Annotated in this window: 16 protein-coding genes; 4 read left to right on the plus strand and 12 right to left on the minus strand. The window is 35.9% G+C overall.

Going from position 1 to position 16390, the window contains the following annotated elements; genetic code table 11:
- Positions 1-117: 117 nt before the first annotated feature.
- Positions 118-1554: a DUF2075 domain-containing protein gene (locus tag H3T48_RS06185; RefSeq protein WP_232349894.1), complete on the minus strand. Its 1437-nt coding sequence runs from the start codon at positions 1552-1554 to the stop codon at positions 118-120.
- Between the two features lie 497 nt (positions 1555-2051).
- Positions 2052-2564 (minus strand): DNA-3-methyladenine glycosylase I, encoded by a 513-nt coding sequence (locus H3T48_RS06190; protein ID WP_198188899.1) that lies wholly within the window; start codon positions 2562-2564, stop codon positions 2052-2054.
- 226 nt (positions 2565-2790) lie between these two features.
- On the opposite strand from H3T48_RS06190, the gene H3T48_RS06195 reads away from it, so the two are divergent.
- Both H3T48_RS06195 and H3T48_RS06200 read left to right on the plus strand, forming a co-directional pair.
- The gene (locus H3T48_RS06195; protein WP_198188900.1) at positions 2791-3225 is read left to right on the plus strand and encodes a LytTR family DNA-binding domain-containing protein; all 435 of its coding nucleotides are present in this window, start codon (positions 2791-2793) and stop codon (positions 3223-3225) included.
- Positions 3226-3257: 32 nt separating this feature from the next.
- Entirely contained in the window at positions 3258-3680 is a 423-nt protein-coding gene (locus H3T48_RS06200; protein ID WP_232349899.1) for a DUF3021 domain-containing protein, read from the plus strand.
- A 145-nt stretch (positions 3681-3825) separates the two neighbouring features.
- On the opposite strand, the gene H3T48_RS06205 is transcribed toward H3T48_RS06200, so the two are convergent.
- The 4 genes from H3T48_RS06205 to rlmD form a co-directional block, all read right to left on the minus strand.
- Positions 3826-4191, minus strand: coding sequence for a TIGR02328 family protein (locus H3T48_RS06205; protein ID WP_198188902.1), 366 nt, complete (start codon positions 4189-4191; stop codon positions 3826-3828).
- Complete coding sequence (locus tag H3T48_RS06210; protein ID WP_187157651.1) at positions 4188-4568, minus strand: YbgA family protein; 381 nt, start codon at positions 4566-4568, stop codon at positions 4188-4190. The genes H3T48_RS06205 and H3T48_RS06210 overlap by 4 nt, the downstream gene beginning before the upstream one ends.
- A gap of 336 nt (positions 4569-4904) precedes the next feature.
- Complete coding sequence (locus H3T48_RS06215) at positions 4905-5081, minus strand: hypothetical protein (RefSeq protein WP_187158148.1); 177 nt, start codon at positions 5079-5081, stop codon at positions 4905-4907.
- Between the two features lie 433 nt (positions 5082-5514).
- Positions 5515-6861, minus strand: a complete 1347-nt coding sequence (gene rlmD / locus H3T48_RS06220; protein ID WP_198188904.1) for a 23S rRNA (uracil(1939)-C(5))-methyltransferase RlmD — start codon at positions 6859-6861, stop codon at positions 5515-5517.
- A gap of 175 nt (positions 6862-7036) precedes the next feature.
- Between rlmD and H3T48_RS06225 the strand changes: the two genes are divergently transcribed.
- Together H3T48_RS06225 and H3T48_RS06230 are read left to right on the plus strand one after the other, a co-directional pair.
- Entirely contained in the window at positions 7037-7750 is a 714-nt protein-coding gene (locus tag H3T48_RS06225; RefSeq protein WP_122034564.1) for a Bax inhibitor-1/YccA family protein, read from the plus strand.
- A gap of 226 nt (positions 7751-7976) precedes the next feature.
- Positions 7977-8984 carry a choloylglycine hydrolase family protein gene (locus tag H3T48_RS06230; RefSeq protein WP_122034562.1) on the plus strand — a complete coding sequence of 336 codons (1008 nt, stop codon included), beginning with the start codon at positions 7977-7979 and terminating at the stop codon, positions 8982-8984.
- A gap of 60 nt (positions 8985-9044) precedes the next feature.
- Here the strand turns inward: H3T48_RS06230 and H3T48_RS06235 are convergent, their stop codons facing one another.
- Genes H3T48_RS06235 through ligA form a run of 6 tightly spaced genes read right to left on the minus strand, consistent with a single transcriptional unit; the run spans position 9045 to position 16349 of the window.
- A complete protein-coding gene (locus tag H3T48_RS06235; protein WP_046306347.1) occupies positions 9045-9965 on the minus strand; it encodes a diacylglycerol kinase family lipid kinase in 921 nt (306 codons plus the stop codon).
- 30 nt (positions 9966-9995) lie between these two features.
- Positions 9996-11426 carry an Asp-tRNA(Asn)/Glu-tRNA(Gln) amidotransferase subunit GatB gene (gatB, locus tag H3T48_RS06240; RefSeq protein WP_046306345.1) on the minus strand — a complete coding sequence of 477 codons (1431 nt, stop codon included), beginning with the start codon at positions 11424-11426 and terminating at the stop codon, positions 9996-9998.
- Positions 11427-11429: 3 nt separating this feature from the next.
- Positions 11430-12869, minus strand: coding sequence for an Asp-tRNA(Asn)/Glu-tRNA(Gln) amidotransferase subunit GatA (gene gatA, locus H3T48_RS06245; protein WP_074425649.1), 1440 nt, complete (start codon positions 12867-12869; stop codon positions 11430-11432).
- The gene (gatC, locus tag H3T48_RS06250; RefSeq protein WP_122034557.1) at positions 12869-13171 is read right to left on the minus strand and encodes an Asp-tRNA(Asn)/Glu-tRNA(Gln) amidotransferase subunit GatC; all 303 of its coding nucleotides are present in this window, start codon (positions 13169-13171) and stop codon (positions 12869-12871) included. The genes gatA and gatC overlap by 1 nt, the downstream gene beginning before the upstream one ends.
- Before the next feature lie 12 nt (positions 13172-13183).
- Positions 13184-14323 (minus strand): CamS family sex pheromone protein, encoded by a 1140-nt coding sequence (locus tag H3T48_RS06255; protein WP_198188905.1) that lies wholly within the window; start codon positions 14321-14323, stop codon positions 13184-13186.
- Positions 14324-14336: 13 nt separating this feature from the next.
- Positions 14337-16349 carry an NAD-dependent DNA ligase LigA gene (gene ligA / locus H3T48_RS06260; protein WP_198188906.1) on the minus strand — a complete coding sequence of 671 codons (2013 nt, stop codon included), beginning with the start codon at positions 16347-16349 and terminating at the stop codon, positions 14337-14339.
- Positions 16350-16390 lie beyond the last annotated feature (41 nt).

The raw sequence follows: 16390 nt of genomic DNA on the forward strand, positions 1-16390 counted from the left end.
AAAAGTACTAAAATATCAAAAAACAACATTTCATTTGAAATGTTGTTTTATAATCCAAATACTAAAAACAGAGTTTTTGCTCATATACAATTACAAAATCGCCATTTGATATGAATGTTAGCACAGGCTCTTTCCAGCTTTCTTCAAAGCCTCTCTCAAATCTTTATCAACAGCATAAATATATAAGCCATGCACACCTCTAGTTAGTAATACATTGAATTCATTTCTTAATAACTTATCAGCATAACTTGTCTTTGAATGTAATTTGTTAGTTGCCTTTTTATTTTTACTTTCATTGAAATCATGAATTATTTTTCCATCTCTGTATTTTACTGACGATCCTAAAACAACACCAACATAATTTAGGTCAAAGCCCTGAACAGTATATAAAGAACCGATTTCTCCAATCGTATAATCTTTTTCTGCCCAAGGTAAATCACTGTATTTTACAGAGTGGTTATGATGCTTCTTTTCATACTGATCACGTCTTTTTATTTCATAATTCCAAGGCATTTCCCAGTCCCCGTCTGACACCTTCCAATACTTTTGTTCAGATGAGGGCTTTTCTTTTCCACCTGAATATTTCCAGTCAAACGTTGCAACCATTCTACTTATGCCATTATATTGAGTTTTATTTATGTCAGTAATTTCGTCTTGCATTTTTTTCGGATCATCAAATACTTTTATTCTATATTTTGGATCCTTTGGAATTGGCAAAATTTTATCATCATCAATCAGAGTACGAATCCAGTTAATTGTTTTGTCACTAGCATCAATCCTCATCTGCTTTTCTAGACTAACAACTTCGCCATGTGTTTGATTAACAATTTTTTCTAGGTAATCATTATCAATTATAGAGTCAATAGATAACACTTGATTCGGGTCAAAAACTGCCAAAACTACACGAGCTCGCTCCAAAATGTCATCAATCATTTTTTGTCCATATCCATTGTATGATTGACTATTTTGAGTTAACAGTAAATGTGCCTCATCAATGATGACAATATCATCTTTACTCTTTTTAGTAGAAGTATTTTTAATGAATGTAGCTGGCTTCATAATTCTAATCTTAGAATCCTTTGGAAAAAGCTTTGCTGTAATCTTTTCATATACTTTAAGCTGCTCATTTTGATTAACAAGAACTGAAACTTTCAAATTCTCCTTTTTTGATAAGCGATTTTCATGAACTAAATCATAAAATATATTGCTTACTAGTACTGTTTTGCCTGAACCTGCTTCACCCTCAAGTAAAACTAGTTTAGCTTTTTTGGCATCCCTATTTACTGTTTGGAGTGCTTGATCAATTTTAGTAATTACTTTAGTCTTGACCTTCAATTGCTCATCAGTAAGTTTGTTAAACGGTGAAGCCTTGAAAATAGCTTTCGTCTTTAATTTTTCAGCATCTGGAAAAAGTTTAGCGTTTTTTTCGTGTAATGATATCCAAATTTGATTAAATAAGCCGTCAAATTCTTCAGAATCGTAATATTTATTTTGATCATTAAACCGGCGGTTATTTAATTTTGACACTGCAGGAACACTACTTAGATACTGCATAAGCCTATTCTCTATATCTAATGTCATCGATTTATTAAAATGTTTATGACCAATTACATACATTTCGGCATTTGATGATTGCTTAAAGTCAGCAAAATCTTCTCGAACTTTAGGATCTTCTCCTAAATGCTCAATTGTTCTCCGCTGGATATCGTTTGTTTCTCCTACATAAACCGCATACGTGTCCTTCTTAGATAAAGCAGAATTGATTATGTAGACAGTTGGATACTCAGTCAGAATTTTTTCAGTTTCATCATTGGTTTCATATTCTTCATGAATTTTTGCTTCAAGTTCCTTAGCATTTTTTACATCGTATTTGGTTTCAAAGATAGCTGGACTTTGTAAATTTTCGTTATTCAGTTGAATGAACCTGCTTTCCCTTTACTAAACATACCGTTTTACTGTTAGAACAGTATTTTTTAATTCTAACTTAATAGCATTAACTATTTGTTTTTAAAAGAACATGTATCAAGATGGTCATTGACCATCCCAACAGATTACATAAATGCGTATACTGTTGTTGATCCAACAAACTTAAAACCTTGTTTCTTTAAATCTTTACTCAATTTATCTGATAATGGTGTACTTGCTGGCACTTCTTCGGTGCTCTTCCAAGAGTTAATAATAGGTTTATTATCAACAAAGGACCAAAGGTAATTGTCCAAAGAACCGTATTGTTCACAAACATCGTAATATGCATGGGCGTTGCTAATAGCTGCATTAATTTTCAACTTATTCTTGATAATTCCATCATTTTGTAAAAGCTCTGCCTTCTTCTTATCGTCATAAGTAACTAAAGCTGCAGGATCAAAATCATCAAATGCTTCGCAGAGAGTTTCTTTTTTAGCTAAAATTGTTGTCCAACTTAGTCCAGCTTGTTTTCCTTCCAAAACTAGCATTTTAAACAACTGTCTATCATCATATACAGGAATTCCCCATTCTGTGTCATGATATTCCTGCTCTAATTTATTCTTTGTTGCCCAATCACAGCGTTTAATTTCCTGTGTCATCTATAAGCATTCCCATCTTCTTTTCTTAACATAAATAGTTAAAACTAATCTCATTTTAAATTATACTTTAGTATATTCATGTGCTCAAACTATCTTTTAATTCTAAAGTCAAAATCCAATATTTCCGCTTTTCCAACCACTATTGACACTTTTCCAACCATTTGAGGTATTACTAAATAAAAGCAAAATTTATCTATTATACTGGGTAGCAGAAAGGAGCTTAAACATGAAAATTAATTGTCACGTTGATTCCAACTTAAAAGAAGAGCACGGTGAGTTGTGGCTCAGAAAAATCACACCCGAGATCAATGATTTTTTACAGAAATTAGCACAAAGTGATGATGCAATCTGGTGTCATTACCAGTCACAGATTATTCCAGTTAAGTATCAAGACATTTATGCTTTGGAAGTAGCCAACCGTGATATTTCAGTTTTCACTGAAAAGCAGCAGTTATCTTATAATGACCGCTTATCAAATCTAAAAACTGATTTGCCCAGTTACTTCATTGAAGCATCCCGGAGCGCTGTATTTAATTATCAGCATATCGATCACCTTGAAATACTTGATAACGGATTAATCGATGTTGTTTTAACCAACAATCATCGCGTACAAATTTCTCGCAGAAATATTAAAAACTTGAAAGAGAGGTTAGGAATATGAAAAGCGTTAAAAGATTTATCTATCATTTATACATGTTTGCTACTGAAGGCATCTTCATAGGCTTAGCAATTTCGATTATTTGTAATTATCTATCACGAAACTCTATTTACCTTCCATCGGATCCTTCTTTTATGTCAAAATTTAGCAATTCGCTTGATGCTTTTACCGTCTCAGTCATTTTATGGGCGGTAACTGGAGCGCTATTCGGATTTGGTAGTTTTATTTTTAGTATTAGCCAATGGTCATTACTAAAAAAGACGATAGTTAACTTCTTTACCTACTACCTTGGCTTTGTTCCTTTAGCCCTCTTAGCAGGCTGGGTTCCATTAAAATTAATTAACCTATCAAAATTCACTTTAATTTTTATCTTGATCTATATTACTACCTGGTATTGCAGTTACCATAAGGCTGTAAAAGACGTTAAAATCATTAACCAAAAAATCAAAGAAAAGTAATTTAATTACAAAATAAAAAAGGTTGAGCATTATATTACAATGCTCAACCTTTTTTACTTGTGTTTTTTCAAAGTAATCTAGATAAAATTCATCATGATTCATTTAATCTCTTAAGTGATTTTTCTTGTCTTTAATTACGTCAAACTTAATACAAGTCGATGCCTTTTTGGTGCAAATTATCCAAACAGATTTGTAAATAAGTATCATCATGCTCTGGATAAATTGGATCAGTCCATGGAATAGCTGGTAATGTTTCATACCTAGGGCAATATTGCCCGCGATAGTATGGATCAAACCAATTAAGATCAGGATGGTAATGTCGTCGTTGCATTTCAGCTAATACTAGTAGATGAAACTGGTACAGCTTATACGGCGAATATTGGAAAACATAATTAACAGTAGCATGATTTTTGCCCCATCCTCGGCCTCGTAAAGCCGCAATTTCACGATGTTGTCCTAATAACTGCTGTCTAGGCAACCGCCAAATTAAATCTTGATGCCATAATCTCATGATTTTTCTTTGCACTCCTGAATTAAACGTGAGTTTAATAAATAAGAAACTTGATACTTTTCAGTTAAATGTTTTAAAAATGGACCTAAATCATCATTTTGAGGCGATAATTCTTGTAATAACTGTAAATAGTTTTGCTTTTCTGAGGTTGTCGCAATCTTCTTAAAGTAGCCCCAAACATGTTGGTAAGCATTGGTTAACGTTTTAACTGTTGGTGTTTGACCTGCAGCCTTTTTTAATAAACGTTCGAATTCAGCATTCTTTTGAGCTGACCACTCGTTATCTTTAGCTAGTAGTCTAATCTGCTCATAGCATTGCTGCGATCGCGCCATCACCCAATATTTGTTGTAGGCCCATTTTTCCTGCCATTTATCCATTTTGATAGCCTCAGTCTTTCATGAATTGTCTCCATCTTTATAATTGAATTTCATCTGACTGAATTTTATAGCTAAATACCTTCTAGATACAAATAATAGGAACTAAAGTATAATTTTAACTCAGCTTACCTTATTAAAAATTGCGTTATCTATCTGTATCTTTTTTATCTTTCATCATGTTAATTACTACTTCACAGATTTTAGAAAACTTGAAAGATGAGTATAGAAAAAAAGACAGTAGCGCAAACTACTGTCTTTCATAGAAGTATTTAAAAGATAGAATACAGAATACTATATATTTTATATAGCAGTTATCTTTATATTACTTAAAGTTCATTATTTAGGAAATCCTAAATAAATCGCAAAAAGAACTAATAACACTCCTACTGCAATCAAAATTTTATACCAAGAGTTTCTCTTTCTACGAATAATTCCTAAAGCTATTAAAAAAATACCTATTAACATTGAAAAAATCATTACATAAAAGCCCATTTTATTCTCTCCTTTTGCCAATTGTAATTTCTACTGATTTCTTATCATATCTCGGAAACCACTTTATTTTTTTAATATTTAAGCAACAATCATAGATATAATCATTCGGTTCAGTACTATGTATATTATTATTAAAAATTCCAATTTACTACTTCTTGCAGCAGAATTAACAATAAATTAACAATACTAGAGTGTTCTCATAGTAAGCAACTCTTGAAAGCTCATCTATATATTCTTCCCGTTGATTTTATTAACTTAATTTTGGTACAAAAAAAACGCTTTTTAAAAAAGCGTTTTTATAAAGTATGCCAATGACTACTTTTACTTTAATATTTGATTTTTGCTTGTTGTTTTCCCACTTACTAGGTCTATAAACATCAACACATTAAATCTCTTTATTTCGGATTTAATCATCTTTGCTTATATAAGTGCTTAAAATCAAAGATTTATAATTCTATTGTCGTTCCAGCACCGTCACAGCTTCGACATGAGGTGTCTGTGGAAACATATCAACTGGATCAATGCGCTCAAAACTATAGCCATGTTCCTGCAAATCTTGCAGATCACGAATCATTGTTGCGGGGTTACATGAGATATAAACAATCTTTTTTGGATTTGTTTTAACAGCAGCATCAATAAATTCTGAAGTCAAACCCTTTCGAGGTGGATCAACAAAAATCACATCTGTTTTCATCCCTTTGGCCGCCCACTTAGGCATTACCTCTTCTGCCTTACCAGCAACATATCTAGCATTGTCGATATTGTTCAGTTCAGCGTTGTTGTTGGCATCCTTGACAGCATCACGGACACTTTCAATTCCCCTAACTTCCTTAACATGCTTAGCAACAGTCAAACCGATGGTACCAATTCCTGAATATGCATCAACGACTACATCATCGGAAGCCAGTTCAGCCTTTTTGATGGCTAAATCATATAAACGTGGTGTTTGAAGTGAGTTAATTTGGAAGAAACTCTCAGGTGAGATTCTAAACTTTACATCACCAATTTGATCAGTAATCTGTGGCTTACCAAAAATTAAGTAATCTACCTTACCCAAGATAACGTTGGTCTTCTTCGGGTTATAATTCAATACTAAGCTAGTGACACCATCAATTTGTTTAATCGCCTCTGCTACTTTTGGTAACTGAGGAAAATCTTTGTGCAAGCAAACTAAAATCACCATGATTTCACCGGTAGCCTTGCTCCGACGAACATCTAAATACCGTACTTCACCTTTGTTGTGCACTTCATCATATGCAGGTACGCGGTACTGACACAATATATCCCTAACTGCAACCAAAACACGGTCAATTTCCGGATCAGTAGTAAAGAAATTAGTTAGTGGCACTAAATCGTGTGAATGACGTCTGAAAAAGCCGATTTCAAGTTGCCCATTAACTTCTCTTACCGGAACTTGTGCCTTGTTACGGTAGCCCGTTTCTTCAGGACTAGGCAAAGTTTCGCCTACTTCTACATCATCTAAGTGTGCCTTTTTCAATAAGTTCACTACTTGGTTACGTTTGAACTCTAATTGCTTATCATATTTGATATGTGCTAAAGATGCTAACCCTGTTTGAACCCACTGGTTAAGCTTAATGTTCACTCGGTCAGGACTTTCCTTTACAATTTCTTCAATTTTAGCAAAAGCAAAGTTCTTTTTGACCTTTAAAATTTTGGCTTTAACTGTCTCACCTGGCAGGGCATTAGTGACAAAAACAGTCATGCCTTCATAATGGGCTACACCCATTGCTTCATATGATAAGTCAGTTATTTCTAAGTCGATAATTTGATTTTTTTCCATTTTTTGTCCTTTTTTACAAACAATAATTAACATTACTATTTTACTAAAAAAACTGGTTAAAGTAACGACATTGCTCATTCTTAACATTGATTTAATTTACAACAAGATCGCTTCACTCTTTACTCAAACTGTGTTAGGTTTATTATTAATCTTATTTATAGAGAGGACGTTAACTATGAACGATTTTGATACTAATTCAAATAAGCGACAAATTCACAGTATTTCTGAAACCAACGGCTTTTTAACCAAAATGTATTCACTAATGGCTGTAGCCGTATTGATTTCGGCCTTAGCAGCTTACTTAACAATGACCGTTTTCAGATCTGCAGTAATGAATATGCCTGTAGCTATGATGTGGCTCATTTTGCTAGTTCCACTTGGTTTATCAATGGGAATTAGTTTTAATGCTAACCGTAGTCCGATTGCTAGCATGATTATGTTGGCCATTTTATCTATTATCTATGGTTTTGAGTTTGCATTAATCGCTGGTTTTTACACCGGCTCTCAAATTACTACTGCTTTTGTTTCATCAGCAGCTGTCTTTATTGCAATGGCACTCTTTGGTACATTTACCAAGAAAGATTTATCTAATTGGAATGCCTATCTGGGTGCAGCTTTAACTGGCTTTTTAGTAGCTTGGCTTGTTAATATGTTTTTAAACAGCCCAGCAGTTACATACGTATTTTCATTTATTGGTGTAATTATTTTTACTGGTTTAGTTGCTAGTGATGCTAACAAAATGAAAATCATTTATAGCCAATACGGCAATCAAGTTTCAACTAATGGCTTAGCTGTTCTTGGCGCATTGCAACTCTACCTTGATTTCGTGAACATCTTCATGTTCTTATTAGAAATTTTTGGTGGTAGCGGCAATAGCAGCAATAACTAATTTGAAGCTAACCTAACTATTTAAAGACTTTGTCACTTAATCAGGTGGCAAAGTTTTTTTATGTTCCAAAAACTCCATATACAATTATGATGAGTAAATTACTATCTTTCTTTAATGTTTTTCTTAATATAGCTTGAATTAAGTCTTCAACACTCTTATACTTTTAACATATACATTAATTTATATAAATATTTTTTATATAGCTAATTAAGCGGGAGGTTGCAATATGATTGGTTGTAGTAGTTTTACACTGGAAACAAAAGATCATAAACACCTATTGTCACGAACAATGGACTTTATGATGGAAATGGCAGAGCAAGTTGTCTTTGTTCCAAAGAACAAAACTTTTGCCGTTTCTTATGACGATAAAGAAGAAATCACTAGTAAGCATGCTTTTATCGGTATGGGCAGCATTCAGGAAGTTGATAATGCACCAGTAACTTGTGATGGTGTTAACGACGCTGGTGTTACTGCTGGTGTCCTATACTTCCCTGGCTATGCAAGCTATAAGGAAAAGGCTACGGACAACACTTGGGCTGTTTCACCAGACAAAGTAATTTCAGCTGTTTTGTCTCAAGCTGCTTCACTTGCAGAAGTTAAAGAGTTATTTGACGAGAAGATTTCAATTGTTAATGAAGCTAGCGTAACTTTGAAAGTAGTTCCACCACTACACTTCATTTTCTCCGATACTTCAGGCAAGAGTTTAATTGTTGAACCAGAAAAAGATGGTGTTCATGTTATTGAAGACTCAATCGGTGTTATGACTAACAGTCCTGACTACCACTGGCATGAAACTAATTTACGTAACTACCTATCTGTTCAACCAAAGCAACATGAAGATATTGAATTTTTGGGTAAAACATTGAAACCTTTCAGTCAAGGTTCAGGAACATTTGGCTTACCTGGTGACTTTACGCCAGTTTCACGTTTTGTCAGAACAGCTTTCATGAAGAACAATGTTGAGCAGCCAGCAGATGAACTTTCAGCAGTTACTCTTTCTCACCATATTTTGGAATCAGTTAGCATCCCTCGTGGAATTGTTGTTACTACAGATGATACCTTTGACTATACTTGCTACACTGCTTATATGTGTGCTGAATCAAGAAGTTACTACTACGCAACTTACGGCAACCAACGAATCAGATGTGTAAGATTAACTCCTGAATTGGAGAAAGAAACTGATTATCGTGAATTCAAGGTTCAACCAAAAGAAGACATTGATTACGCTAATTAATTAAAAATAAGCAATAAAAAAGATCGCTCGTTTATGAGCGATCTTTTTTATATTTGCGTTTTATTCTCCAACAAAGAATTCAATTCGTTGCTGTAAATTTTTAAAAGTAACTGGACAGTAATCACCAATTTCACCATCAAGATTGACTGGTAGCTTTTGTCCTAAGCTTTTACCTACCAGCTCAATCTTTAAGCTACGGGTTTTAGTGTAAATAATATCCGGATCATCAACGTGCTTACCGTTCATGGCTAAAGCCATCAGTTTCAACAATTTAACTGGCTCAGATGGCTTAACAATAATCAATTGAAACAGTCCATCACTAAGCTCTGCATCAGGCATAATTTGTTCAAAACCACCAATTGAATTGGTCATACCCAATAATAGCATTGATAGTTTACCTTCATACACACCGGCATCATAGGTAAGACGTAGTTCATTTTCAGTCAAATGAGGTAACATCTCCGCTCCTTTGATTAGGTAAGCAGTATAGCCCAAAGCTGATTTAACTTCGGAAGGAACATCATAAGTTAGTTCTGTTAACGAGCCACAAGCGGCGATATTAACAAAATACTGTCTATCCTCACCAAATGTTGCTTCACCGATATCCATCTTACGGGTTTTGTTGTTGAGAATGACCTTAGTTGCACCTGATATACTATCACGCGGTATGCGCAATGCACGAGCATAGTCGTTAGTTGTTCCTGCAGGAATAATCGCCATTTTTGGACGCTGTTCCAAAAAGGCAATCCCATTAACAACTTCATTGATTGTGCCGTCACCACCAGCTGCAACAATTAAATCAAAGCCAGCTTTGGCTGCACGCGTTGCTTCTTTTTGAGCACTTTGTTTTTCAGGTGTTGTTCGATAAGCACTTGCTTCATAGCCTGCTTGCTCTAACACGTCTAAGATGTCAGCGACATTCTTGGGCATCTGTTCGTGACCAGATACAGGATTATAGATTAATCTTGCTTTTTTAGTCATAGTTACTACCTTATTACTTAAAAATTGACATTAACGTTTTTGCAATTCATCGTTTAGCAATTGGTTAATCACTTTAGGATTGGCTTTACCACGAGTTTGCTTCATGATTTGACCAACTAAGAAGCCAATTGCACGATCCTTACCGTTCTTGAAGTCTTCAACGGATTGTGGGTTGTTATCAACGACTTCCTTAACCATTGGTTCCAAGACACTGGTATCAGATAACTGAACCATTCCTTGATCTTCAACATATTTCTTCGGATCAGTTCCGTTAGCAATTGTTTCAGCAAAGACCTTCTTAGCAATCTTGGAAGAGATGGTACCATCTTTAATCAACTTGATCATTGCTGCCAAGTTCTCTGGCGTCAACTTAATGTCAGCAAGTTCAACACGGTTATCATTTAGGTAACCATTAACTTGGGTGTTCATCCAGTTGGCTGCTAATTGAGGATCAGCACCGGCAGCAACAGTTTTATCAAAGAAGTCAGAGCTTTCCTTTGTTTGAAGAAGAACATTTGCGTCATATTCCTTCAAACCGAATTCATTGACGTATTGGTTGTAACGTTCTTCAGCCGAACGAGGTAAGCTGGACTTAATTTCTTCAATCCATTCGTCACTGATGTGATCAGGTGCAATATCTGGTTCAGGGAAGTAACGGTAATCTGCGTCACCTTCCTTAACACGCTCCAAAACAGTTTTACCAGTTGCTTCATCAAAACGACGAGTAGAAATTTGAACACGACCACCCGAAAGCAAAACTTGAGCTTGACGTTTTTCTTCATATGCAAGTGATTTACGTACGTGTTCAAAAGAGTTAAGGTTCTTCATTTCGACCTTGGTACCAAGTTCTTTTTGACCGGCAGGTCTAATTGAGATGTTGGTATCAACACGCATTGAACCCTCTTCCATCTTAACGTCGGAAGCACCAGTGAATTGAACAATTTTACGCAATTTTTCCAAATATGCATAACCTTCATCAGGATCAGAAATTTCAGGTTCAGAAACAACTTCAAGAAGTGGGACACCTTGACGGTTTAAGTCAACATATGAAAAACCGTTAGTTCCGTGAGTGTTCTTACCGGCATCCTCTTCAATATGCATTTCGTGAATACCAATACGTTTCTTCTTACCATGTACTTCGATTTCAACATAACCATCACGAGCAAGTGGTTGGAAGAACTGTGTAATCTGATATGCCTTCGGACTATCTGGGTAGTAGTAGTTCTTTCGATCAAAGTGTGTTGTTGGCAAAATATGTGAGTGCGTTGCTAAAGCAACCATAATTCCCAAACGGTAAACATCTTTATTAACGTATGGTAAAACACCAGGCATACCCCAGTCGATTACGTTGGTTTCTGTGTTAGGCTTTGCACCATAACTAACTGGTGAAGGTGAGAAAATTTTACTCTTAGTTTTTAATTCGAAGTGGACTTCGAATCCAATTGTTGATTTAAAGTTCATTAATTAATCCTCCATTCCAGCTGGTGTTTTTTCATAAAACTTATTGTTACGTTCAATGAAGTCTGCAACTTGGAAAATGCTACCTTCATCAAAGCGCTTAGCCATCACTTGCAAACCAACTGGCATGCCATCAACAAGACCAGCAGGCACACTAGCAGCTGGAATTCCAGCCAAGTTAGCAGAAATGGTTAAAATGTCGTTATTGTACATTTTAATTGGATCAGAAATTTCACTACCAATGTTAAATGCAGGCGTAGTTGTGGTTGGCCCAACAATTACATCGTTATCAGCAAAAATCTTATCAAAGTCATTGCAAATCAATGTTCTAACCTTAGAAGCTTGTCTAAAGAAGCGGTCATATGAACCAGCTGATAAAGCAAACGAGCCCAGCAAAATACGACGTTGAACTTCTTCGCCAAAACCTTCTGAACGAGATTTTACATATACATCCAACAAGTTCTTGGCATCTTCAGCACGGTAACCATAACGAATACCATCAAATCTCTGAAGATTTGATGAAGCCTCACTTGAAGCGATAATGTAGTAGTCAGGAACAACATATTTTGTTAATGGTAATGAAACTTCATTAATAATTGCACCAGCATCCTTTAAAACATCAATTTGTTTTTGGATTACTTCATGCATCTCACCATCAACGGCATCCATGTATTCTTTAACCACGGCAACACGCAAGCCCTTAACGTCCTTACCAATGTACTCTGTAAAGTCTGGCACTGCTCTTGTGGAAAGAGTTGAATCATGATCATCTGCACCAGCAATAACGTTAAGAACTTGTGCAGAAGTCTTTGCACGTTTACTCATAACACCAATTTCATCAAGCGATGAAGCAAAGGCAATAAGACCCCAACGTGAAACACGACCATAAGTTGGTTTAATACCAAAAATACCGTTAAAAGCTGAAGGCTGACGAATTGAACCACCTGTATCAGAACCTAGTGCAGCAACTACTTGACCAGCAGCAACAGCTGCAGCTGAACCACCAGAAGAACCACCTGGAACCTTATCAAAGTCCCATGGGTTATGAGTAGCACCAAAATATGAATGCTCTGTTGAGGAACCCATGGCAAATTCATCCATGTTAGTCTTACCAACAAAGGTGACATGAGCCTTCTTCAAGCGATCAATAACAGTTGCATCATAAACAGGAATATAGTTATCCAAGATATGACTAGCTGCAGTTGTTTTGACATCTTTAGTGATGATGTTGTCCTTAATAGCAATTGGAATACCAGCTAATTTATTATTAGCAAAATCCAAGTCTTCATCAGGCTTTGCATCCTCTTGAACTGTAATCCAAGCATTTAGCTTTTCATCAGTCTTCTTAATATTCTCAACGGTGTCTTGCGCCAATTTGTCTGCAGACAAAGTTCCTTGGGCAAGTTTTTCATTTAATGAATCAATATCTTCGTTTAAGTAGTTCATTACTCGTCCTCATCCTTATTAATAATTACAGGAACCTTGATAAAGCCATTGGCCTGTTCAGGAACATTTTTCATTAATTCTTCGCGAGTTTCCCAGTGCTCAGGTTTATCTTCTCTAAACACAGTGTCACGATCAACTACTTGTACTGTTTCTTCAACACCATCAGTATCAACTTCTGATAATTGATCAGCCATGTTGATAATTGAGCTCATTTGCTCAGTAACTTTACCTATCTCTTTTTCATCAATTTCAAGTCGCGATAATCCCGCAACGTGCTTAATTGTTTCTTCTGTAATTTCCACGCATATACCTCCTTATTCGCCGCCATAAATATGGACTTGATAACTACTATCTCCTGATTCTTTCGCAACCAAGGCTTGAACATCATTAACAGAACCGATCTTTATTTCAAGAGGAACATTGTTAGGCAGATATTTTTTCGCCGTAGCCAAAACAAGACGAGTAAAACTCTGAATTTGTTCATAACCATAAAATTGAGTAGTAATTGAAATATTTTCTTGAACCAATTTTCCGTTTTCATAACGCAACGATGCTGTCACACCACTGATATTTGGAAAATAATTTTGAATTGATTCTTTAAAACTGTTAAAGCTGGATGCATCGTTACTGTTGATTGCCTTTTTACCACCAATCGTCGGTAACACTTCTGTTTGGGTATTAATAGTTTTCCATTTAGATATTTTACTACTATTAGCAGCCGCTGTCCCGCTCAAAAAGTAAGTTCCACTGACCAGTGAGTCCTTACTCTCTTTTGAAAAAAGGCCAATTGTGATTGGAATATTCTTCAAAGCTTTTTTCTTGCGCAAGCGTGCCACAACTTCTTGGGCTATTTTTTGCCCATATTGCTTTTGGTTTGAACGAGAGATGGCCATTTGATATTCAGGGCCATCTTTTTTCTTCTGGTAATAATCAACCGAATTAATCGCTAGGCCAATGCTCATCCCCGCAATATGATAACTTGAGCCTGAACCATTCAAAAAGTCTTGTTCAATTATTTCTTCAAGATAATATGGATTATATTTTTTCTTTGAACCAAGTTCAGGATTTAGCCCTAAAGGATTGCTCTTCGATTTACGCCCCAGCCAATCATTGGCCACAGTCGTATTAATATATTGTCCCTCTTGGAAAACATAAGAATTAGGTGAATATACACCCTTCGAAATTTGAACCAATCCACGTTCAAGTTCGCGCGTATCAACTGAATTATCATTACTAGTTGCAGTTAAACCAGTAATTGGACTAGTTACATAGTGACCATTTTTTAACAATACTGTATAGCCATTGTTACCAGTTTCGGTGGTTTGATAGGTTTTAGTATTCGTATTTGTTGAAGTTTTGGCATTATTAGCCAAATTGGAATTTTTTAGATTCCCACAAGCACTCAAGCTAAGTGCCGCACCTAAAACTGCTATTATCTGTAAATACTTTTTCACTTTAATTGTTCCTTTATTTAACTTGAGCAACTGCTTCTTCCTCAGTTAATAACGCTACACCAAGCTTTTGGGCCTTAGTATACTTAGAACCTGCATCCTTACCATAAATTACATAATCGGTTTTCTTTGAAACTGAACCAGTCACTTTTGCACCTAAAGCCTGTAATTTTTTCGTAAATTCACTTCGTGTGAAATGGGATAGTGTTCCAGTTAAGACAACTGTTTTACCCTTAAAGTAATTGTCAGGAATGTCTTCAATTTGCTCTTCTGTTTCGCCTAAGTAATCCATATTAACGCCACTAGCTTGCAATTCTTTAACTAGTTCAACCACTTCATCCTGAGCAAAATAGGTTGTTAGCGATTCAGCAATTGTCATACCTATTGTATCGATAGCAGCAACCTCTTGCACGTCAGCTTCCATAATCTTTGCCATATTTTTAAACTTTTGCGAAATTAAACGGGCTGCCTTTGCACCGACATGATCAATTCCTAGACCAGTAAGCAAAAGTTCAACAGAATTACGCTTTGAATTATTAATTGCTGTTAACAGATTATTGATAGACTTATCTTTAAAATGATCAAGCTTAGCCAAGTCACTTGCTTGCAAGTGATATAAATCTGCCACGTTATGGACAAGATCGTTAGAAATTAGTTGGCGCACAATTTTGGGACCAAGACCATCAATATTCATTGCTGGCCGAGAAGCAAAGTGTGTAATTTCCTCTTCCATCTGTGCTGGACAAGATGGGTTCACACAACGTAAAGCCACTTCATCTTTTAAGTGAATCAATTTTTCCCCACAAGATGGGCATTCAGTAGGGATTGGATATGGTTCAGAATCGTTAGGTCGTTTTGCTAACACAACTTCGGAAATTTCAGGAATGATATCTCCTGCCTTGTGCAGCATAACGGTATCACCAATTCGCACATCTTTTTGTTTTAACAAATCTGCGTTGTGCAAAACGGCATGTGAGACCGTTGTTCCAGCAAGTTGTACAGGATCCATTATAGCAGTAGGCGTTACAACACCGGTACGACCAACCGTCCATTTAATTTCATGAACCACAGTTTCCTGTTCTTCTGGCGGGAATTTATAGGCAATTTCCCAACGCGGAATTTTAACCGTGTTGCCCAGTTCACTTTGTAAGCCAAGGTCATCAACTTTTAAAACAATTCCGTCAATTCCATAAGCAAGTGAATCTCTTTTGGCTGTATATTCGTCGATAAAATCAAAAATTTCATCCATCTTCGAAAGACGACGACCAGTTAAATCAGTGTGAAAGCCTAGATCAGTCATTTTTTCAATTGCTTGGTGTTGGCTCGTAATTTCTTCAGGGGGATTAACCCAAGTGTAAATATAGGTGCTTAGATTGCGATGCTTCGTAATATTGGCATCAAGTTGGCGCAATGAACCCGCAGCAGCGTTACGTGGATTAGCAAAAGTTGTTTCGCCTTTTTCATCACGCTCTTGGTTTAACTTCGCAAAAGCTTCTTTTCCCATGTAACACTCACCACGCACTTCTGTCGTGAGTTTTTCAGGCAAGGTTTGTGGAATGTCGGAAATAAAACGTGCATTAGCCGTTACGTCTTCTCCAACTTGGCCATTACCACGGGTTGAAGCCCGCATTAATTTACCATCTTGATATTCAAGGTTAATTGATAAACCGTCAATTTTTAGCTCAACGTTATATGCAACCTCATGACCAACTTGCTTTTGCACCCGTTCATCAAATTCACGTAATTCCTGTTTCGAGAAAACGTCACCCATTGAAAGCATAGGAATCTTGTGCGTAACTTTGGTAAATTCACTACCGATTTGTCCACCAACTCGTTGAGTAATTGAATCCTGCGTTACGAGTTGGGGAAACTGTTGCTCGAGTTCGACCAAACGCTGATAGTTTTGATCATAAACATTATCTTCAACTTCTGGTGCATCATTGGAATAATATGCGTTAGCCCATTCGTCAAGTTTATCTCTGAGGGAAGCAACTTCTTTTCTAGCCTCATCAAGAGTTAAGTCTGCCATTTTGTTCCTCCTGATTAATTTTTATTTATGTCTTTCGCTTT

The sequence above is a fragment of the Lactobacillus sp. M0403 genome (genome assembly GCF_016101265.1).
GTDB classification, from domain to species: domain Bacteria; phylum Bacillota; class Bacilli; order Lactobacillales; family Lactobacillaceae; genus Lactobacillus; species Lactobacillus apis.